Origin of the sequence: Kitasatospora sp. CMC57 (assembly GCF_045866025.2) — a bacterium.
Lineage (GTDB): Bacteria > Actinomycetota > Actinomycetes > Streptomycetales > Streptomycetaceae > Kitasatospora.
The window spans coordinates 1232300-1247703 of the sequence record NZ_AP035881.2; the positions used below are offsets into that span (position 1 = coordinate 1232300).

The following is a 15404-nucleotide window of genomic DNA, read 5'->3' on the forward strand; positions in this document are numbered from 1 at the left end:
CAGGACTCAGCGGGCCGGGTGCACGACCCCTGCCGAGCCGCCGCCCCGGCGGACCGGCTCGGCGGCCGCGACCCAGCGTCCGTCCGGCAGCCGCTCGACGCCGGTGGCGGCGCCGATCTCCGGGTTGAGCACGAAGCTGTGGCCGAGCGCCTCCAGACCGGCCCGCTCCGGGCCCGCCAGGAAGGCCGGTTCGGCCTGGCTGGCGGTGGTGTTGCGCTGGGAGGCCCGGGGCGCGGCGATCGCCTGTTCCAGCGTCAGCCCCCGGTCGAGGCGGCCGAGCAGCACCTGGAGCACGGTGGTGATGATGGTGGAACCACCCGGCGTGCCGACCGCGATCACCGGCTTACCGCCCTTGAGCACGATGGTCGGCGAGATCGAGGAGCGCGGCCGCTTGCCAGGGCCGGGCAGGTTGGGGTCGGGCACCCCGGCGGTGGCCGGCGCGAAGGAGAAGTCGGTCAGCTCGTTGTTGAGCAGGAAGCCCCGGCCCGGCACGGTGATGCCGCTGCCGCCGGTCTGCTCCAGGGTCAGGGTGTACGCGACCACGTTGCCCCAGCGGTCGGCCACCGTCAGGTGGGTGGTGCTCGGCCCCTCGTGGGTCTCCGGCACGGCTTGGCCGCCGGTGGCGCAGGCGGCGGGGTGGTACGGGTCGCCGGGGGCGAGCGGGCTGGTCAGCGCCTTGGCCGGGTCGATCAGGCAGGCCCGGGCGGCGGTGAACTCGTCGCTGAGCAGCTGACGGGTCGGTACCTCGGAGAACGCCGGGTCACCCACCCACCGGCCCCGGTCGGCGAACGCGATCCGGCTGGAGTCCAGATACCGGTGCAGGTACTGGGTGGGGCTCACCGCGCCCAGGTCGCTGTGCTCCAGGATGCCGAGCGCCTCGCCGACGGTGGTCCCGCCGGAGGAGGACGGCGCCATCCCGTAGATGTCGTAGCCCCGGTAGTCGAGGTGGGTGGGCTGACGGCGGATCACCCGGTAGTCGGCCAGGTCCTTGCGGTCCACCTGGCCGGGCCGGGCGTTCCAGCCGGAGGCCGGGTCGACCGGCGGGTGCTGGAGGGTCCGTACGATGTCGGCGCCCAGCTCGCCCTGGTACAGCGTGTCGACGCCCTTGCGGCCCAGTTCCCGGTAGGTGGCGGCCAGTTCGGGATTGCGGAAGGTCGAGCCGACCACCGGGAGCTTGCCGCCGGGAAGGAACAGCTTGCCGGTGTCGGGGAAGGCCCTGAACCTGGTCTCGTTCAGCGCGGTCTGGTCCACGAACGTCTGGTCGACGGTGAACCCGCGCTCCGCCAACTTGACGGCCGGCTTGAGGACTTCGTCCAGCCCCCGGCTCCCCCAGAGCTCCAGCGCCCGGTCCCAGGTGGCCGGCGAACCGGGCACCCCGACGCTCAACCCGCTGGTCACCGCGTCGGCGAAGGCCAGCGGCTTGCCGTTCTCCTGGAACAGCGTCTCGCCCGCCGTCCGCCCGGCCACCTCCCGGCCGTCCAGCGTCTCCACCCGCCCGGTGCGGGCGTCGTAGTGGACGAAGTAGCCGCCACCGCCGATGCCCGCCGAGTACGGCTCCGAGACGCCGAGCGCGGCGGCGGTGGCCACGGCCGCGTCCACCGCGTTGCCGCCGCGCCGCAGCACCTCCAGCCCCGCCGCGGTGGCGTCGGCGTCCACGCTGGCCACCGCACCACCCCAGCCGACCGCCTCGGGCACCTTGGGCGGCGGGCCGTGCTGCGCCTGCGCGGGGGTGGCCAGAGCGCAGATCAGCGCCCCGGTGAGGGTGAGGGGGGCGAGCCTGGACAGTCGCATGAGTCCTCCTGGGACGGCGTCAACTCCCCGTTCTCTCACAGCCGGTGGTGCGGCCACAACGCGTCTTCGCGCCACTACCCGTCAGTAGTTTCGTTATCGGTCCGGTACCTGCCAACGAGTTACTGACAGTAGGTCTTATTGGCTACCGTCCAGACACAAGGTCCTGCACCCCCACCCCGCAGCGCCAGGAGCCCCCATGCCCGTACGCAACCGCGCCGCCGCACTCGCGCTGGCCATCGCCCTGCTCACCACCGCCCCGCTCGCCCAGGCGCCCGCCGCCCAGGCGTTGACGGTCACTCGGACGGCCCAGGCCGGGCTGCGGTTCACCGACATCCCCGGCTCGGACGGCGTCGTCCTCAAGGGCAACGTCTTCGAGCCCGCCGACGGCGCCGACCGGCACCCGCTGGTGGTGCTGCCGGCCTCCTGGGGCGTCAACGACCTGGAGTACCTGGCCCAGGCCAAGCAGTTCGCCGACGCCGGGTACGTGGTGGTCAGCTACACCCCGCGCGGCTTCTGGGGCTCGGGCGGAAGGATCGAGGTGGCCGGGCCGCCCGACGTCGCCGACCTGTCCAGGGTGATCGACTGGGCCCTCGCCAACACCAGCGCCGACCGGGACCGGATCGGCGCCGCCGGGATCTCGTACGGGGCAGGGATCAGCCTGCTCGGCTCCGCCTTCGACCCCCGGATCAAGGTGGTCGCCGCGCTCAGCGGCTGGGCCGACCTGGCCGACTCGCTGTTCAGCGACGAGACCCAGCACCTGCAGTCCGCCGGGGTGCTGGCCGTGGCGGGCTACCTCACCGGGCGGCCGGGCAGCGAACTCCAGGAGCAGCTGACCGCCTTCTTCGGCAGCGACTTCGAGAACGAGGCCAAGCTGCGCGCCTGGGCCGCCGAGCGCTCCGCCGCGACCCACCTGGACCGGATCAACGCCAACGGCGCCGCCGTGCTGCTCGCCAACGCCTGGGGCGACTCGATCTTCCCGCCCAACCAACTGACCGGCTTCTACGAGAAGTTGACCGGCCCGAAGCGGCTGGAACTGCGCCCCGGCGACCACGCCACCGCCGAGGCCACCGGGCTGGCCGGACTGCCCAACGACGTCTGGTCCACCACCCACGCCTGGCTGGACCACTACCTCAAGGGCACCGACAACGGCATCGACCGGGCCGCGCCGGTCCGCCTCAAGCCTCAACTCCAGGACGGCTACGAGGAGTACGCCAGCTGGGCCGCCGTCACCGGCTCCACCCGCAGGCTCGGCCTCGGCGGGCGCGACTGGCTGAACACCGGCTCACTGGCGGCCGGCGCCGGCACCGGCTGGCGCACCGCCGTCGCCACCGGCCTGGACTCCGGGGCGGACGGCGGGGTGGTCTTCCTCAGCAACCTCGCCGAGCAGTTCCTCAAGCTCCCGCCGCTGGTCTCCGTCCTGCTGCTGCCCCGCCCGGTGGCGGCCGTCTGGCAGTCCGAGGCGTACCCGACCCGCCAGCAGCTGCGCGGCACCGTCCGGGTCCACCTCGGCGTCACCCCGTCCGCGTCACGCGGCAGCCTGGTCGCCTACCTCTACGACGTGGACGCCCTCGGGGTCGGCAGGCTGATCACCCACGCCCCGTACACCTTCCTCGACCACGCCGCCCCGCTCACCGCCGACTTCCCGCTCCAGGCCACCGCCTACGACGTCCCGGCCGGCCACCGGCTCGCGCTGGTGGTGGACACCGTCGACCCGCTCTACATCACCCACAACCCGGCCTGGTCCTCGCTCACCTTCACGTCCCCGGCGAGCGACCCGTCCTGGGTCTCGATCCCGTTGCGCTGACGGACCGCGTCGGCGGTCAGGCGGCCGCCCCGGCCGGATAGGCGTCGAGCAGGTCCTCGCGGTCGGCGGCCGCGAGCGGTTCGGCCGGGGCGGGGCGGTGGCCTGCGGCGGCCGACAGGACGGTCAGCAGGACGGCCGCGGCCAGTGCCGCGTACGCGGCGGGGCCGCCGGCCGTGAGGGCCAGGCCGAGCAGGGCGCAGGCGAGGAGGGCGGAGAGCACGGGGGTCACCGGGAGCGTGGTCCTCGCCGTGGTGGTGACCGCCAGCAGCAGGGCCCCGGCGCCCGGCAGCAGGAGCAGGGCGAGGGCGCCGGGCAGGGACCGGCCGCCGAGCAGCAGACCGTCGGCCAGCGCGGCGGCGGCACAGAGCGACAGCCCTGCCCACCGCCCGGCGCTCACGCGGGGGATGCCTTGCCGGAGCCTTGATGTCGCTGCCACAGGCGGATGCTAGCCCGACCGTCCGCCGCACAGAAGGTCTATAAACGTATTTGTTAGGAAACGCTGCCGGCCACCCGCTCCACGCGGTGCCGCTTGATGGTCCGGAACCGCCGCGCCACCTGCCTCGCCAGGTCGGCCGCGCCGACCAGACCGGCGTCGTTGCCGAGCGCCGCGTGCACGATCTCCGCCTCGGGGCGGAAGCCGCGACCGGTCAGCGTGCGCCTGAAGGCGCTCCGCGCCGGTTCGAGCAGCAGCTCCCCCGACTCCGAGACGCCGCCGCCGATCACGAACCGCCCGGGGTCGAGCGCCGCCGCCAGGTTGGCGATGCCGACGCCCAGCCAGGTGCCCACCTCGTACAGCAGCTCGGTCGCCACCGGATCGCCGCCCCGGGCCGCTTCGGTGATCAGCGGGCCGGTCAGTCCCGCGGCCGTGCCGCCCGCCAGGGCGAGCAGCGGCTGCACCACCGGGGACTCCTCGGCCACCAGCTCCCTGGCGTCCCGGACCAGCGCGTTGCCGGAGGAGTACTGCTCCCAGCAGCCCCGGTTCCCGCACGGGCAGCGGTGACCGCCGGGCACCACCTGCATGTGGCCGAACTCCCCCGCCAGCCCGTACCGGCCCCGGTCCACGTAGCCGTCCCTGACCTGGGCGCCGCCGATGCCGGTGCCCAGGGTGAGCATCACCATGTGCTCCTCGCCCCGCCCGGCACCGAACCGCCACTCGGCCCAGGCCGCCGCGTTGGCGTCGTTCTCCACCACCACGGGGAACCGCAACCGGGCGCTCAGCGCGTCCCGCAGCGGCTCGTTCCGCCAGTTCAGGTGCGGGGCGAACAGCACCCGGGACCGGTCCGCGTCCACCCAGCCGGCCGCGCCGACGCCGACCGCGTGCACGTCGTGACGGTCCGCCAGCTGGAGCACCAGGTCGACGATCACGTCCTCGACCACCCGCGGGCTCTTGCTCTTGTCGGGGGTGTCGGTGCGCAGCCGCTCCAGCACCCTGCCCTCGCCGTCCACCACCCCGGCCACCACCTTGGTGCCACCGATGTCGACCCCCACCGTCGGCAGCCGCAGGATGCTCGCGGGCAGCGCCCGGCGCCGACGCTCGGCCCGGGGGCCGATGCCGAGCAGGGTGGGCAGGACGGCGGGGCGCTGCGGGCTGCTCACGGGTGCTCCTTCAGCGGGTCGGGGAGGTACGGGATCCATCCTCGCGCGCCGGGGGTCACCGGTCCGCCTCCGGGCCCGGGCGGCCGAGCTCGTGCGAGAGCTCGGCCAGCTCCGAGCCGCCCGCCATCTCGGTGGTGAGCCGCTCCAGGGTGATCTCCTCGCGCGGATGGCTACCGGCCATCCGGCCGCGCTTGAGCAGGGTGAAGTGGTCGCCCACCAGGTAGGCGTGGTGCGGGTTGTGGGTGATCAGTACGACGCCCAGGCCCTCCTCCCGGGCGGCCGCCACGTACTTGAGCACCACCCCGGACTGCTTGACCCCGAGCGCGGCGGTCGGCTCGTCCAGCACCAGCGCACGGGCCCCGAAGTGCACCGCCCTGGCGATCGCCACGCACTGCCGCTGACCGCCCGAGAGGGTGCCGATCGGCTGGTCCACGTCGGCCAGCTCGATGCCCATCCTGGCCAGCGCGTCCCGGGTGACCGCCCGCATCCTGGCGGAGTCGAGCCGGAACCGGCTGCCCAGTTCGGCACCGAGGAAGAAGTTCCGCCACACCGGCATCAGGGGGACCACCGCGAGGTCCTGGTAGACCGTGGCGATGCCCCGGTCGATCGCCTGCCGGGGCGAGCCGAGCCTGACCTCCTGATCCCCGATCAGGTACCGGCCCTCGTCGTGCCGGTGCAGCCCAGCGATGATCTTGATCAGGGTGGACTTGCCCGCCCCGTTGTCGCCGAGCACGCAGGAGATCTCGCCCTGGCGCACCGTCAGCGAGACCCCCTCCAGCGCCCGCACGCTGCCGTAGGTCTTGCCCACGCCCTCCAGTGTCAACAGGTTCACCGGCCCCGCTCCGCCCGTCGTTTGACCCAGGAGTTGAGCAGCGCGGCCAGCAGCAGCATCGCGCCCAGGAAGAACTTGAACCAGTCCGGGTTCCACTGCGCGTACACGATGCCCTTGCTGACCATGCCGAAGATCAGCGCGCCCAGCGCCCCGCCCAGCACCGATCCGTACCCGCCGGTGATCAGACAGCCGCCGATCACCGCCGCCACGATGTAGATCAGCTCGTTGCCGACCCCCTCGCCGGACTGCACGGTGTCGAAGGAGAACAGCAGGTGCTGGCCCAGCACCCAGGCGCAGAAGCCCACTCCGAGGTACAGCCCGATCTTCGTCCGGGCGACCGGGACGCCGACCGCGCGGGCTGCCGCCGCGTCGCCGCCGACCGCGAAGACCCAGTTGCCGTACCGGGTACGCAGCAGCACCCAGGAGGCCACCGCCACCAGGCCGAACCACCACCAGACGGTGGCCTTCACCGTCATCCCACCCACCGTCAGTTCCGAGGCGAACAGCCAGCGGCAGGAGCCGAAGCCCTGCATGTCGCCGATCGGCTTGGTAGTGACGGTGCCGGAGACCAATTTGGTGACGCCCAGGTTGGCGCCGGTCAGCATCAGGAAGGTGCCGAGCGTCACGATGAAGCTGGGCAACCGGGTGCGGCCGAGCATCCAGCCGTTGAAGCCGCCGACCGCCAGCGTCACCAGCAGCGAGACCAGCACGCCGACCCAGGTGACGGCGGTCAGCTGGTAGCTGACCATCGAGGAGGTGAGCGCGGCGGTGGTCACCAGGACGCCGGCCGAGAGGTCGAACTCGCCGCCGATCATCAGCAGCGAGACCGGCACCGCCATGATGCCGATGGTCGAGGCGGCGTACAGCACGGTGCCGATCGAGGAGGCCCGCAGGAAGCTGTCGGCCACCACCGAGAAGAACAGCAGCACTGCGACGGCCGCCAGCGCCGCGCCCAGCTCGGGGCGGACCCGCCGGTGCCTGCCGGGCGGCCTGGAGACCAGCAGGTCGGTGCTCATCGGGTCCCCCGGGCGACGTACGTGGCCAGCGCGGCCGCGTCGTCCTTGGTGAGGATCTGCGGGCCGGTCAACACCGGGCCGCCGCCGCCCAGCACGTCCAGGTTGTAGCGTCGGAGCCAGAGCAGGTCCACGCCCTCGTATCCCTGGAGGTAGGGCTGCTGGTCCACCGCGAAGCCGACCGTCCCCGCCTGGAGACCGGTCACCACCTGGGTGCCGAGGTCGAAGGTGTCCAGCTCGACCGCCCGGTGGGCGTCCTGGACCGACTGCAGGCCGGTCGCGGCCAGCGGGGCGCTGAGGGTGAGGACGGTGTCCACCGCCGGGTCGGCCTGGAGCTTGGCGGCGATCGCGGCCCGGGCGTCGGGCAGGTTCACCCCGTCCACGTACAGGGTCTGCAGGGTGCCGTTGAAGGCGCCCTTGGCGCCGCCGCAGCGCTGCTCCTGGCCGACGTTGCCCTGCTCGTGGATCACGCAGAGCACCGACTTCCGCCCGCGCCTGCCCAGCTCGGTGCCGGCCGCCCGGCCCGCCGTGCCCTCGTCCTGGCCGATGTGGGTGAGCGCGCCGAACCGAGCCGAGAACTCCTGGCCCGAGTTGATGCTGATCAGCGGGATGCCGGCCGCCTTCGCCTTGGCCAGGACGTCGGTCAGCGCCTCGCCCTTGGCCAGCGAGACCAGCAGCCCGTCCACCCGCTGGTCGATCGCGGCCTGGATCAGCTGCACCTGGTTCTGGGTCTGCGCGTCGTTCGAGTACAGGAAGGTGATGTTGTCCTTGGCGGCGGCCTGCTCGGCGCCCTTCCGGACGGTGTCCCAGAACGCGTCGCCCGCGCCCGCGTGGGTCACCATCGCGACCGTCCAACGCGGCGTGTCGACCGCGCCGCCGGCGTTGGCGGCCCGGCTGCGGGCCTGTTCGGCGCGGCGGCCGCCGGTGCTGCTGCAGCCGGACAGTGCCGTGGTGACCAACAGGAGGAGCACGAGCGGCAGGAGGGCGGGGTGGAACCGGCGGTCTGACACTCCGACAGTTTCCAGGACGGGGCTGTTCGAACGGGCCGACTCGCTGGGAGTGGCCTGTACCCGTTCTTCGGATACGACCATGCGGGTGGCACACTGGACCAGGCCGTTCAGACGTTTCTCACGAAATGTGTGATGTTCCTCTCAGCTTTCCCCAAGGTTCGGGAGCAACTGATCCACCGTTCGAAATCGTCTGATCTCATCGAAGTGCTTCCGGGGCGACGCGGGTCCGGAGCGGCGGACGATCCGGATACGAGAACCTGAATGCAACTCACTGGCACCCCCTTCCTCATCTGCACGATCATCCTCGTGCCGGTCTCCATCGCGGCGGCGCTGCTGCTCTGGGGGCGGGTGCGCGGGCCGAAGCCGGCCCAGGTGCTGGCGAGACTGGTGATGATCCTGGCCTGCCAGGTGACGGCCGTGACGATGGTCTTCGTGATGGTGAACAACGCCAACCTGATCTACGGCAACTGGTCCGACCTGCTCGGCACCGGCGACCACGTCCGGGCCGTGCCGCAGGTCAGCCCCGACGACCCGGCGGGCGACGGCAAGGGCAAGCCCTCGGAGCCGAAGGTGATCCAGTCCTTCAAGAGCGTGGACGACCCCAAGGTGCCCGGTGACGTCAAGCGCACCGACCTCAAGGGCCGCCTCTCCGGGGTGGACGGCGAGGTGCTGGTCTGGACCCCGCCGCAGTACGACAAGCCCGAGTTCAAGGACAAGAAGTTCCCGGTGGTCGAGCTGCTCCCCGGCTACCCCGGCTCCTCCTCCACCTGGTACGGCACCCTGCGGGTGTCCGAGCAGCTCAAGCCGCTGATGGAGAGCGGCCAGGTGGCGCCGTTCATCCTGGTCTCACCCCGCACCTTCCTGCTCGGCAAGGGCCAGGACACCGGCTGCGCCGACATCCCCGGCAAGGTCAACGCCGACACCTGGCTCTCCCGCGACGTCCCGCAGATGGTGCTGGACAACTTCCGCGCCGACCCCTCCGCCGACCGCTGGGCGGTCGCCGGGTACTCGGCCGGCGCCCACTGCGCCACCAAGCTCGGCGCCGAGCACCCCAACCGCTACCGCGCCAGCATCAGCCTCTCCGGCTACAACGACCCGGCCCAGGAGCCCGACTCGCTGACCGCGAAGGACCCGGTGCTGCGGGACAAGTCCAACCCGCTCAACATCCTGAAGAACGCCGCCCAGCCCCCCAAGGTCGCCTTCTACCTCAGCGGCAACAAGGGGGACGGCTACGAGGCCGCGCTCGCCCTCAAGGCGGTCGCGAAGGCCCCCACCACCGTCAACGCCGTGGAGAGCATCGGCGCCCACTCCAGCGACGTCTGGAAGCCGATGGTCCCCGACGTCTTCAAATGGCTGACCACGATCATCCCGGCCAACCACTGACGCTCCGTCACGGACGGGCCCGCCGGTTCACCCGGCGGGCCCGTCGCCGTTCCCGCCCGGCTCAGGCCAGTTCGAGCGCCAGGTAGAAGTCCACCCGGTCCTCCAGCCGCGACAGGTCACGGCCCGTCAGTTCCTCGATCCGGCCGATCCGGTAGCGCAGCGTGTTGACGTGCACGTGCAGCTGGGCGGCGCAGCGTGTCCAGGAGCCGTCCGAGCGGAGGAACGCCTCCAGGGTGCGGACCAGGTCGGCCTGGTGCTCGATGTCGTACGCGATCACCTTGTCGAGCAGGCGGCTGCGGAAGGCGCGGCGGACCTCGTCCGGCACCGCGGCCAGCAGCAGCACGTGCGAGGCGAGCTCCTCCGGGCCGGCCACGCAGATCCGGCCCACCCGGGCGGCGGCGATCCGGCGGGCGTGCCTGGCCTCCTCCAGAGCGCCGCGCAGACCGCCCGCCTCGGCGGCGGGGGCGGAGACGCCGAGGGTGATCCGGCCCTCCGAGCCGAGCCCGGCCTCCAGCGGGGCGAGCAGGTCACGCAGGGCGTCGGCGGGCACGGCGGTGCCGGGTGCGGGCAGCACCACCACGGCACCGGTGCCCGCTCCGGCGACCAGGGCGCGGTCGGAGGCGTCGGTGAGAGCTTCCTCCAGGATCGAACGTACCGCACCGTCAGGCAGTCCCGTCCCTTCCGCGCTCAGCACCAACCAGGACCCCTCGTTCACCACGGGCCCCACCGGGTCACCCTCGTACCGGGCAGCCATCGCCGAGGAGGCGTACAGCGTGCGGCTGATCTCGGCCGGGTCGGCGTCGCGCTGAAGGAGCGTCAGCACCTCGTCGGCCAGCCGGCGGCGCAGTCGGCGGCCCTCGTCCCTGCGGGTGCGTTCGGCGGCGGCCAGCCGGGCCAGGTTGTCGGCCAACTGCTGGCGCTTGCCGGTCCATTCGGTGACGTCCCCGGCGACCGCGAGCACCCAGTCGGCGAGCGAGGCCTCCGCCTCGGTGGAGGCCGGGGCGGGCAGCAGCGAGTACGAGCCGCCGGCGAGCCGGGCCCGGTGCGGGGGGCGGCGGCGCTGGCGCTGGGCCGCCAGGTGGGCCCGGACCAGCTGGTCGCGGTCCTCGGCGGAGAGCCGTTCGGCGGGTCCGGCGATCACCCGGCCGGTGGGCGCGAGCACCCAGCAGTCCAGGTCGATGTCGCCGCCGAGCAGTTCCAACACGGCGTCAAGTCCGCCGCCACCGGCGGCGGACACCAGCAGCCGGTGCCGGTCGACCAGCGCGGCCAGGTCGGCGGCCCGGTCGGCCGAGACCTGTCTGCCGATGAACTCGGTGACGGTGCCGAAGGCGATGTCGTCGGGCACCGCGAGCAGCGGCATCCGGTGCCGGCGGCAGGCGTCCACCAGGTCCTCGGGCACCGGACCGACCTCGGCCTCACCGGCCGCCAACGCCACCGCGCCGCCCGCCACGATGGTGCGCACGAAGCGCTCGGAGTCCTCGGGGCCGGTCCGCCAGAGCATGCCGGTGAGCACCAGTTCGCCGCCGTGCAGGTAGCGGCCCGGGTCGTGCAGGTCGGTCGTCATCACGCCGCTGACCTGCCGGTCGAGCTCGTCCTCGGCGGCGAGCAGCCGCAGCCGCGGGGCCCCGGGGGCGAGCAGGTCTCGGACGCGCATCCGCGGGCTCCTTCGTCTGAACAGGGGGTTTCGGGGGGACAGTGTGCCCGAGTCCGAGCCATCGGTGTTACGTATCAACCCTGCACCGGGTCACGGCCCCGTAGCTTCCGAATCACGGCCGGATTACGGTCGTAACTGGGGCGCGTACTTCGCTGGACAGGGCAATTGTCCGCCTTAGAGGAACGTACAGGATGCCGGGCGACACCGAGGCGAAGGCTTCATGCCATCGGTGACTGCCTCCGGGAGAGCCGTCGGCGGTTCACTGGCAACACGCCGCCGGACACACCCCGGTGACCAGGACTCAACGCCGAGGCAACGAGGCGGTAGCAAGGTCCGATACACCGAATACCGGGCACTGTGCCCACTGTCCGGCCGGCATCGACTTGAGGAGAGACCCGCATGGAGTTCCTTCGGCCCGCCACCTGGGACGAGGCGCTCGCGGCGAAGGCTGAGTACCCGACCGCGCTGCCGATCTCGGGCGGTACGGACGTCATGGTCGAGATGAACTTCGACGTGCACCGGCCATCCGCGATTCTCGACCTGAACCGCATCACCGAGTTGACCGAGTGGTCGAACGACGGCGACGTCGTCAGGCTCGGCGCCTCCGTGCCCTACACCCGGATCATCGATGAGCTGTCCGGGCCCCTCCCCGGTCTCGCGCTCGCCTCGCACACCGTCGGTTCGCCGCAGATCCGCAACCGCGGTGGCGTCGGCGGCAACCTCGGCGGCGCCTCGCCCGCCGGTGACGCGCACCCCGCGCTGCTCGCCGCCGGACGAGACGTCTTCGTCGAGGCGGCCTCGGTGCGCGGCACCCGGATGATCCCGATCGACGAGTTCTACGTCGGGGTGAAGCGCAACAGCCTGGAGCAGGACGAGCTGATCCGCGCCGTCCACATCCCGGTCGCGGACGGGCCGCAGCAGTTCTCGAAGATCGGCACCCGGAACGCGATGGTCATCGCGGTCTGCGCGTTCGGCTTCGCGCTGCACCCGAAGAACGGGACGGTCGGTACCGGGATCGGTTCGGCTGCCCCCACGCCGCGCCGCGCCGTGGAGGCCGAGGAGTACCTGCAGGGCGTGCTCGCCGAGCGCGGCCTGTGGGAGTCGGGCGACCTGCTGGGCGCCGAGGTGATCCAGCGGTTCGGCGAGCTGGTGAAGGCCGCCGCCTCGCCGATCGACGACGTCCGGGGCACCGCCGACTACCGGCGGCACTCGCTGGCCGTGATGGCCCGCCGCACGCTGACCTGGACCTGGAACGACTACAGCAAGCAGATCAGGAGCGCGGCATGAGGGTCACATTCACCGCCAACGGCAAGCCGGTCGAGGCCGACGACGTCTGGGAGGGCGAGAGCCTGCTCTACGTCCTGCGCGAGCGGGTCGGCCTGCCGGGCTCGAAGAACGCCTGCGAGCAGGGCGAGTGCGGCTCCTGCACGGTCTACCTGGACGGCACCCCGGTCTGTTCCTGTCTGGTCGCGGCCGGTCAGGTGCAGGACCGCGAGGTCCGCACCGTCGAGGGCCTGGCCGAGGAGAACGGCGAGCTGGGCCTGGTCCAGCAGGCGTTCATCGACGCCGGCGCCGTCCAGTGCGGTTTCTGCACCCCCGGCCTGCTGGTGCAGACCGACGCGCTGCTCGACAGCGAGCCGCAGCCCAGCGACAACGACATCCGCGAGGCGCTGTCGGGCAACCTGTGCCGCTGCACCGGTTACGAGAAGATCATGGACGCGGTGCGGCTGGCTTCCGCCCGCAAGTGCGCGAAGGCGGCCTCCGAATGAGCACTCGCACCATCCAGGGCCAGAAGAACCTGCAGAACATCCGCACGTCGAGCCCCGACGGCATCGGCGGCTCGCCGCTGCGCCCCGACGGCAACCTGAAGGTCAGGGGCGAGTTCGCGTACTCCTCCGACATGTGGCACGAGGACATGCTCTGGGGCATGGCGCTGCGTTCGCCGCACCCGCGGGCCAACCTGCTGAGCGTGGACATCTCCGAGGCGCTCAAGGTGCCCGGCGTCTACGCGGTGCTGACCCACCAGGACATCCCCGGCTCGAAGTACTACGGCCTGGAGATCCAGGACCAGCCGGCCCTGGCCATCGACAAGGTCCGCTACCACGGTGAGGCGATCGCGCTGGTCGCGGCCGACCACCCGGAGACCGCCCGCCGCGCGGTGAAGAAGATCAAGGTCGAGTACGAGGTGCTCACCCCGATCGTCACCGAGGAGCAGTGCCTCGACCCGCAGACCCACGGCTACGTGCACGAGCCGCACGAGTACAAGTCGCACGGGTACGACAACATCTGCCACGAGCAGAAGCTGGTCTCCGGCCTCGGCGTGACCGACGAGGTCCGCGCGCTGGCCGAGGTGGTGGTCAGCGGCCACTACGAGGTCGGCATGCAGGACCAGGCCTTCCTGGGCCCGGAGTCCGGCCTCGCGGTGCCCGCCGAGGACGGCGGCATCGACCTCTACGTGGCCACGCAGTGGCTGCACGTGGACCGCGAGCAGATGGCGCCCGTCCTGGGCCTGCCCGAGGAGAAGGTCCGGCTCACCCTGGCGGGTGTCGGCGGTGCCTTCGGCGGCCGCGAGGACCTCTCGATGCAGATCCACGCCTCGCTGCTGGCGATGCACACCGGCAAGCCGGTCAAGATCGTCTACGCCCGGGACGAGTCCTTCTTCGGCCACGTGCACCGCCACCCGGCCAAGATGTACTACGAGCACGGCGCCACCCGCGACGGCAAGCTGGTCTACGCCGACGCCCGGATCGTGCTGGACGGCGGCGCGTACGCCTCCGCCTCCCCCGCCGTGGTCGGCAACGCCGCCTCGCTGGGCCACGGCCCGTACGTGATCCCGAACGTGCGGATGCACGCGATCGCGCTCTACAGCAACAACCCGTCCTGCGGCGCGATGCGCGGCTTCGGCGCGGTGCAGGCGGCCTTCGGCTACGAGTCGCAGATGGACAAGCTGGCGGCCGAACTGGGCATGGACCCGGTCGAGCTGCGGCAGCTGAACGCGATGGCCGAGGGCGACCACATGCCCACCGGACAGCGGATCGACTCGCCGGCCCCGGTCGCCGAGCTGCTCCAGCGGGTCAAGGACATGCCGCTGCCGCCGCCGCTCGACCTGGACAACCTGGACATCCGCCAGGTCCCGGGCGCGCTGTCCAACACCTCGCACGGCGAGGGCATCGTGCGCGGCGTCGGGTACTCGGTCGGCATCAAGAACGTGGGCTTCTCCGAGGGCTTCGACGACTACTCCACCGCCCGGGTCCGCCTGGAGGTCATCGGCGGCGAGCCGGTCGCCATGGTGCACACCGCGATGGCCGAGGTCGGCCAGGGCGGCGTCACCGTGCACGCCCAGATCGCCAGGACCGAGCTAGGGGTCGAGCAGGTCACCATCCACCCGGCCAACACCGAGGTGGGGTCGGCCGGTTCGACCTCCGCATCGCGGCAGACCTACATGACCGGTGGTGCGGTGAAGCTGGCCGCCGAGGCGGTCAAGCAGGCGCTGATCACCAAGGGCCGCCGACGCTACGGCTGGACCCACAAGGACATCGACCTGGTCGGCGGCAAGGTGGTCTCCGAGACCGGCGGCGTGCTGGTGTCGATGGTGGACCTGCTCGGCGACGAGGCCATCGACCTCACCCGCGAGCACCATCACCGCCCGACCGTCCCGTTCGACAAGGAGACCGGGCAGGGCTTCGGCCACGTCCAGTACACCTTCTGCGCCAACCGCGCGGTGGTGGACGTGGACGTCGACCTGGGCCTGGTCAAGGTGGTCGAGCTGACCGCCGTCCAGGACGTCGGCAAGGCGCTCAACCCGCTCTCCGTGGTCGGCCAGATCCAGGGCGGCGTCACCCAGGCGCTCGGCCTGGCCGTGATGGAGGAGATCGTGGTCAAGGACGGGAAGGTGCGCAACGCCTCCTTCACCGACTACCTGATCCCCACCATCCTGGACACCCCGCCGATCCCGGTGGAGATCCTCGAACTCCCCGACCCGAACGCCCCGTACGGACTGCGCGGCGTCGGCGAGGCCCCCACCGTCTCCGCCACGCCCTCGATCGTCGCCGCGATCCGGGCCGCCACGGGGATCGCCCTGAACCGGATCCCGGTCCGGCCGGAGCACCTCACCGGGACGCTCTAGCCACCCAGCCTCCCCGGGGCGGCGACCGTCTTCCCCGCCGCCCCGGGGCGCACCACAGCACCACCGCACAGCAGCACAACAGTTGACACGCCATCAAGCACCATCGCTGCCGCCTCTCCCACGCCGGGGTTCTGCAGCAGTGCGTACCACCCCGCACCGCTTGAGTGCGTACCTCGTGAGTCGAACAGTCCCCCT

The 15404-nt window shown here is 72.0% G+C and carries 12 protein-coding genes; 5 read left to right on the top strand and 7 right to left on the bottom strand.

Features of this window, described 5'->3' with window-relative positions; translation table 11 throughout:
* Positions 1 to 6: 6 nt before the first annotated feature.
* Positions 7 to 1791: a gamma-glutamyltransferase gene (ggt, locus tag ACKUU6_RS05665; RefSeq protein WP_407987341.1), complete on the bottom strand. Its 1785-nt coding sequence runs from the start codon at positions 1789 to 1791 to the stop codon at positions 7 to 9.
* Positions 1792 to 1987: 196 nt separating this feature from the next.
* On the opposite strand from ggt, the gene ACKUU6_RS05670 reads away from it, so the two are divergent.
* Positions 1988 to 3595, top strand: coding sequence for a CocE/NonD family hydrolase (locus ACKUU6_RS05670; protein WP_407987342.1), 1608 nt, complete (start codon positions 1988 to 1990; stop codon positions 3593 to 3595).
* Between the two features lie 16 nt (positions 3596 to 3611).
* On the opposite strand, the gene ACKUU6_RS05675 is transcribed toward ACKUU6_RS05670, so the two are convergent.
* The 5 genes from ACKUU6_RS05675 to ACKUU6_RS05695 form a co-directional block, all read right to left on the bottom strand.
* Entirely contained in the window at positions 3612 to 3992 is a 381-nt protein-coding gene (locus tag ACKUU6_RS05675) for a hypothetical protein (RefSeq protein ID WP_407987343.1), read from the bottom strand.
* A gap of 92 nt (positions 3993 to 4084) precedes the next feature.
* Entirely contained in the window at positions 4085 to 5230 is a 1146-nt protein-coding gene (locus ACKUU6_RS05680) for an ROK family glucokinase (protein ID WP_407987344.1), read from the bottom strand.
* A gap of 16 nt (positions 5231 to 5246) precedes the next feature.
* Positions 5247 to 6023, bottom strand: coding sequence for an ATP-binding cassette domain-containing protein (locus tag ACKUU6_RS05685; protein ID WP_407987345.1), 777 nt, complete (start codon positions 6021 to 6023; stop codon positions 5247 to 5249).
* The gene (locus tag ACKUU6_RS05690) at positions 6020 to 7039 is read right to left on the bottom strand and encodes an ABC transporter permease (RefSeq protein ID WP_407987346.1); all 1020 of its coding nucleotides are present in this window, start codon (positions 7037 to 7039) and stop codon (positions 6020 to 6022) included. Before ACKUU6_RS05690 ends, ACKUU6_RS05685 begins: the two co-directional genes overlap by 4 nt.
* On the bottom strand, positions 7036 to 8016 hold the full coding sequence (locus ACKUU6_RS05695) for a substrate-binding domain-containing protein (protein WP_407992048.1): 981 nt from the start codon (positions 8014 to 8016) through the stop codon (positions 7036 to 7038). Before ACKUU6_RS05695 ends, ACKUU6_RS05690 begins: the two co-directional genes overlap by 4 nt.
* A gap of 291 nt (positions 8017 to 8307) precedes the next feature.
* Between ACKUU6_RS05695 and ACKUU6_RS05700 the strand changes: the two genes are divergently transcribed.
* Positions 8308 to 9429 carry an alpha/beta hydrolase gene (locus ACKUU6_RS05700; RefSeq protein WP_407987347.1) on the top strand — a complete coding sequence of 374 codons (1122 nt, stop codon included), beginning with the start codon at positions 8308 to 8310 and terminating at the stop codon, positions 9427 to 9429.
* Positions 9430 to 9490: 61 nt separating this feature from the next.
* On the opposite strand, the gene ACKUU6_RS05705 is transcribed toward ACKUU6_RS05700, so the two are convergent.
* The gene (locus ACKUU6_RS05705; RefSeq protein ID WP_407987348.1) at positions 9491 to 11083 is read right to left on the bottom strand and encodes a PucR family transcriptional regulator; all 1593 of its coding nucleotides are present in this window, start codon (positions 11081 to 11083) and stop codon (positions 9491 to 9493) included.
* 399 nt (positions 11084 to 11482) lie between these two features.
* Between ACKUU6_RS05705 and ACKUU6_RS05710 the strand changes: the two genes are divergently transcribed.
* Genes ACKUU6_RS05710 through pucD form a run of 3 tightly spaced genes read left to right on the top strand, consistent with a single transcriptional unit; the run spans position 11483 to position 15209 of the window.
* Positions 11483 to 12370 (top strand): FAD binding domain-containing protein, encoded by an 888-nt coding sequence (locus ACKUU6_RS05710; RefSeq protein WP_403032303.1) that lies wholly within the window; start codon positions 11483 to 11485, stop codon positions 12368 to 12370.
* Positions 12367 to 12852, top strand: coding sequence for a (2Fe-2S)-binding protein (locus tag ACKUU6_RS05715; RefSeq protein WP_407987349.1), 486 nt, complete (start codon positions 12367 to 12369; stop codon positions 12850 to 12852). The genes ACKUU6_RS05710 and ACKUU6_RS05715 overlap by 4 nt, the downstream gene beginning before the upstream one ends.
* A complete protein-coding gene (gene pucD, locus ACKUU6_RS05720) occupies positions 12849 to 15209 on the top strand; it encodes a xanthine dehydrogenase subunit D (protein WP_407987350.1) in 2361 nt (786 codons plus the stop codon). The genes ACKUU6_RS05715 and pucD overlap by 4 nt, the downstream gene beginning before the upstream one ends.
* Positions 15210 to 15404: the final 195 nt, after the last annotated feature.

Bases quoted from the DNA above. Each gene is read 5' to 3' on its own strand.
- ACKUU6_RS05700 (WP_407987347.1), top strand. From the start codon at position 8,308: ATGCAACTCACTGGCACCCCCTTCCTCATCTGCACGATCATCCTCGTG.
- pucD (WP_407987350.1), top strand. From the start codon at position 12,849: ATGAGCACTCGCACCATCCAGGGCCAGAAGAACCTGCAGAACATCCGC.
- ggt (WP_407987341.1), bottom strand. From the start codon at position 1,791: ATGCGACTGTCCAGGCTCGCCCCCCTCACCCTCACCGGGGCGCTGATC.
- ACKUU6_RS05670 (WP_407987342.1), top strand. From the start codon at position 1,988: ATGCCCGTACGCAACCGCGCCGCCGCACTCGCGCTGGCCATCGCCCTG.
- ACKUU6_RS05715 (WP_407987349.1), top strand. From the start codon at position 12,367: ATGAGGGTCACATTCACCGCCAACGGCAAGCCGGTCGAGGCCGACGAC.
- ACKUU6_RS05710 (WP_403032303.1), top strand. From the start codon at position 11,483: ATGGAGTTCCTTCGGCCCGCCACCTGGGACGAGGCGCTCGCGGCGAAG.
- ACKUU6_RS05680 (WP_407987344.1), bottom strand. From the start codon at position 5,230: ATGGATCCCGTACCTCCCCGACCCGCTGAAGGAGCACCCGTGAGCAGC.
- ACKUU6_RS05690 (WP_407987346.1), bottom strand. From the start codon at position 7,039: ATGAGCACCGACCTGCTGGTCTCCAGGCCGCCCGGCAGGCACCGGCGG.
- ACKUU6_RS05705 (WP_407987348.1), bottom strand. From the start codon at position 11,083: ATGCGCGTCCGAGACCTGCTCGCCCCCGGGGCCCCGCGGCTGCGGCTG.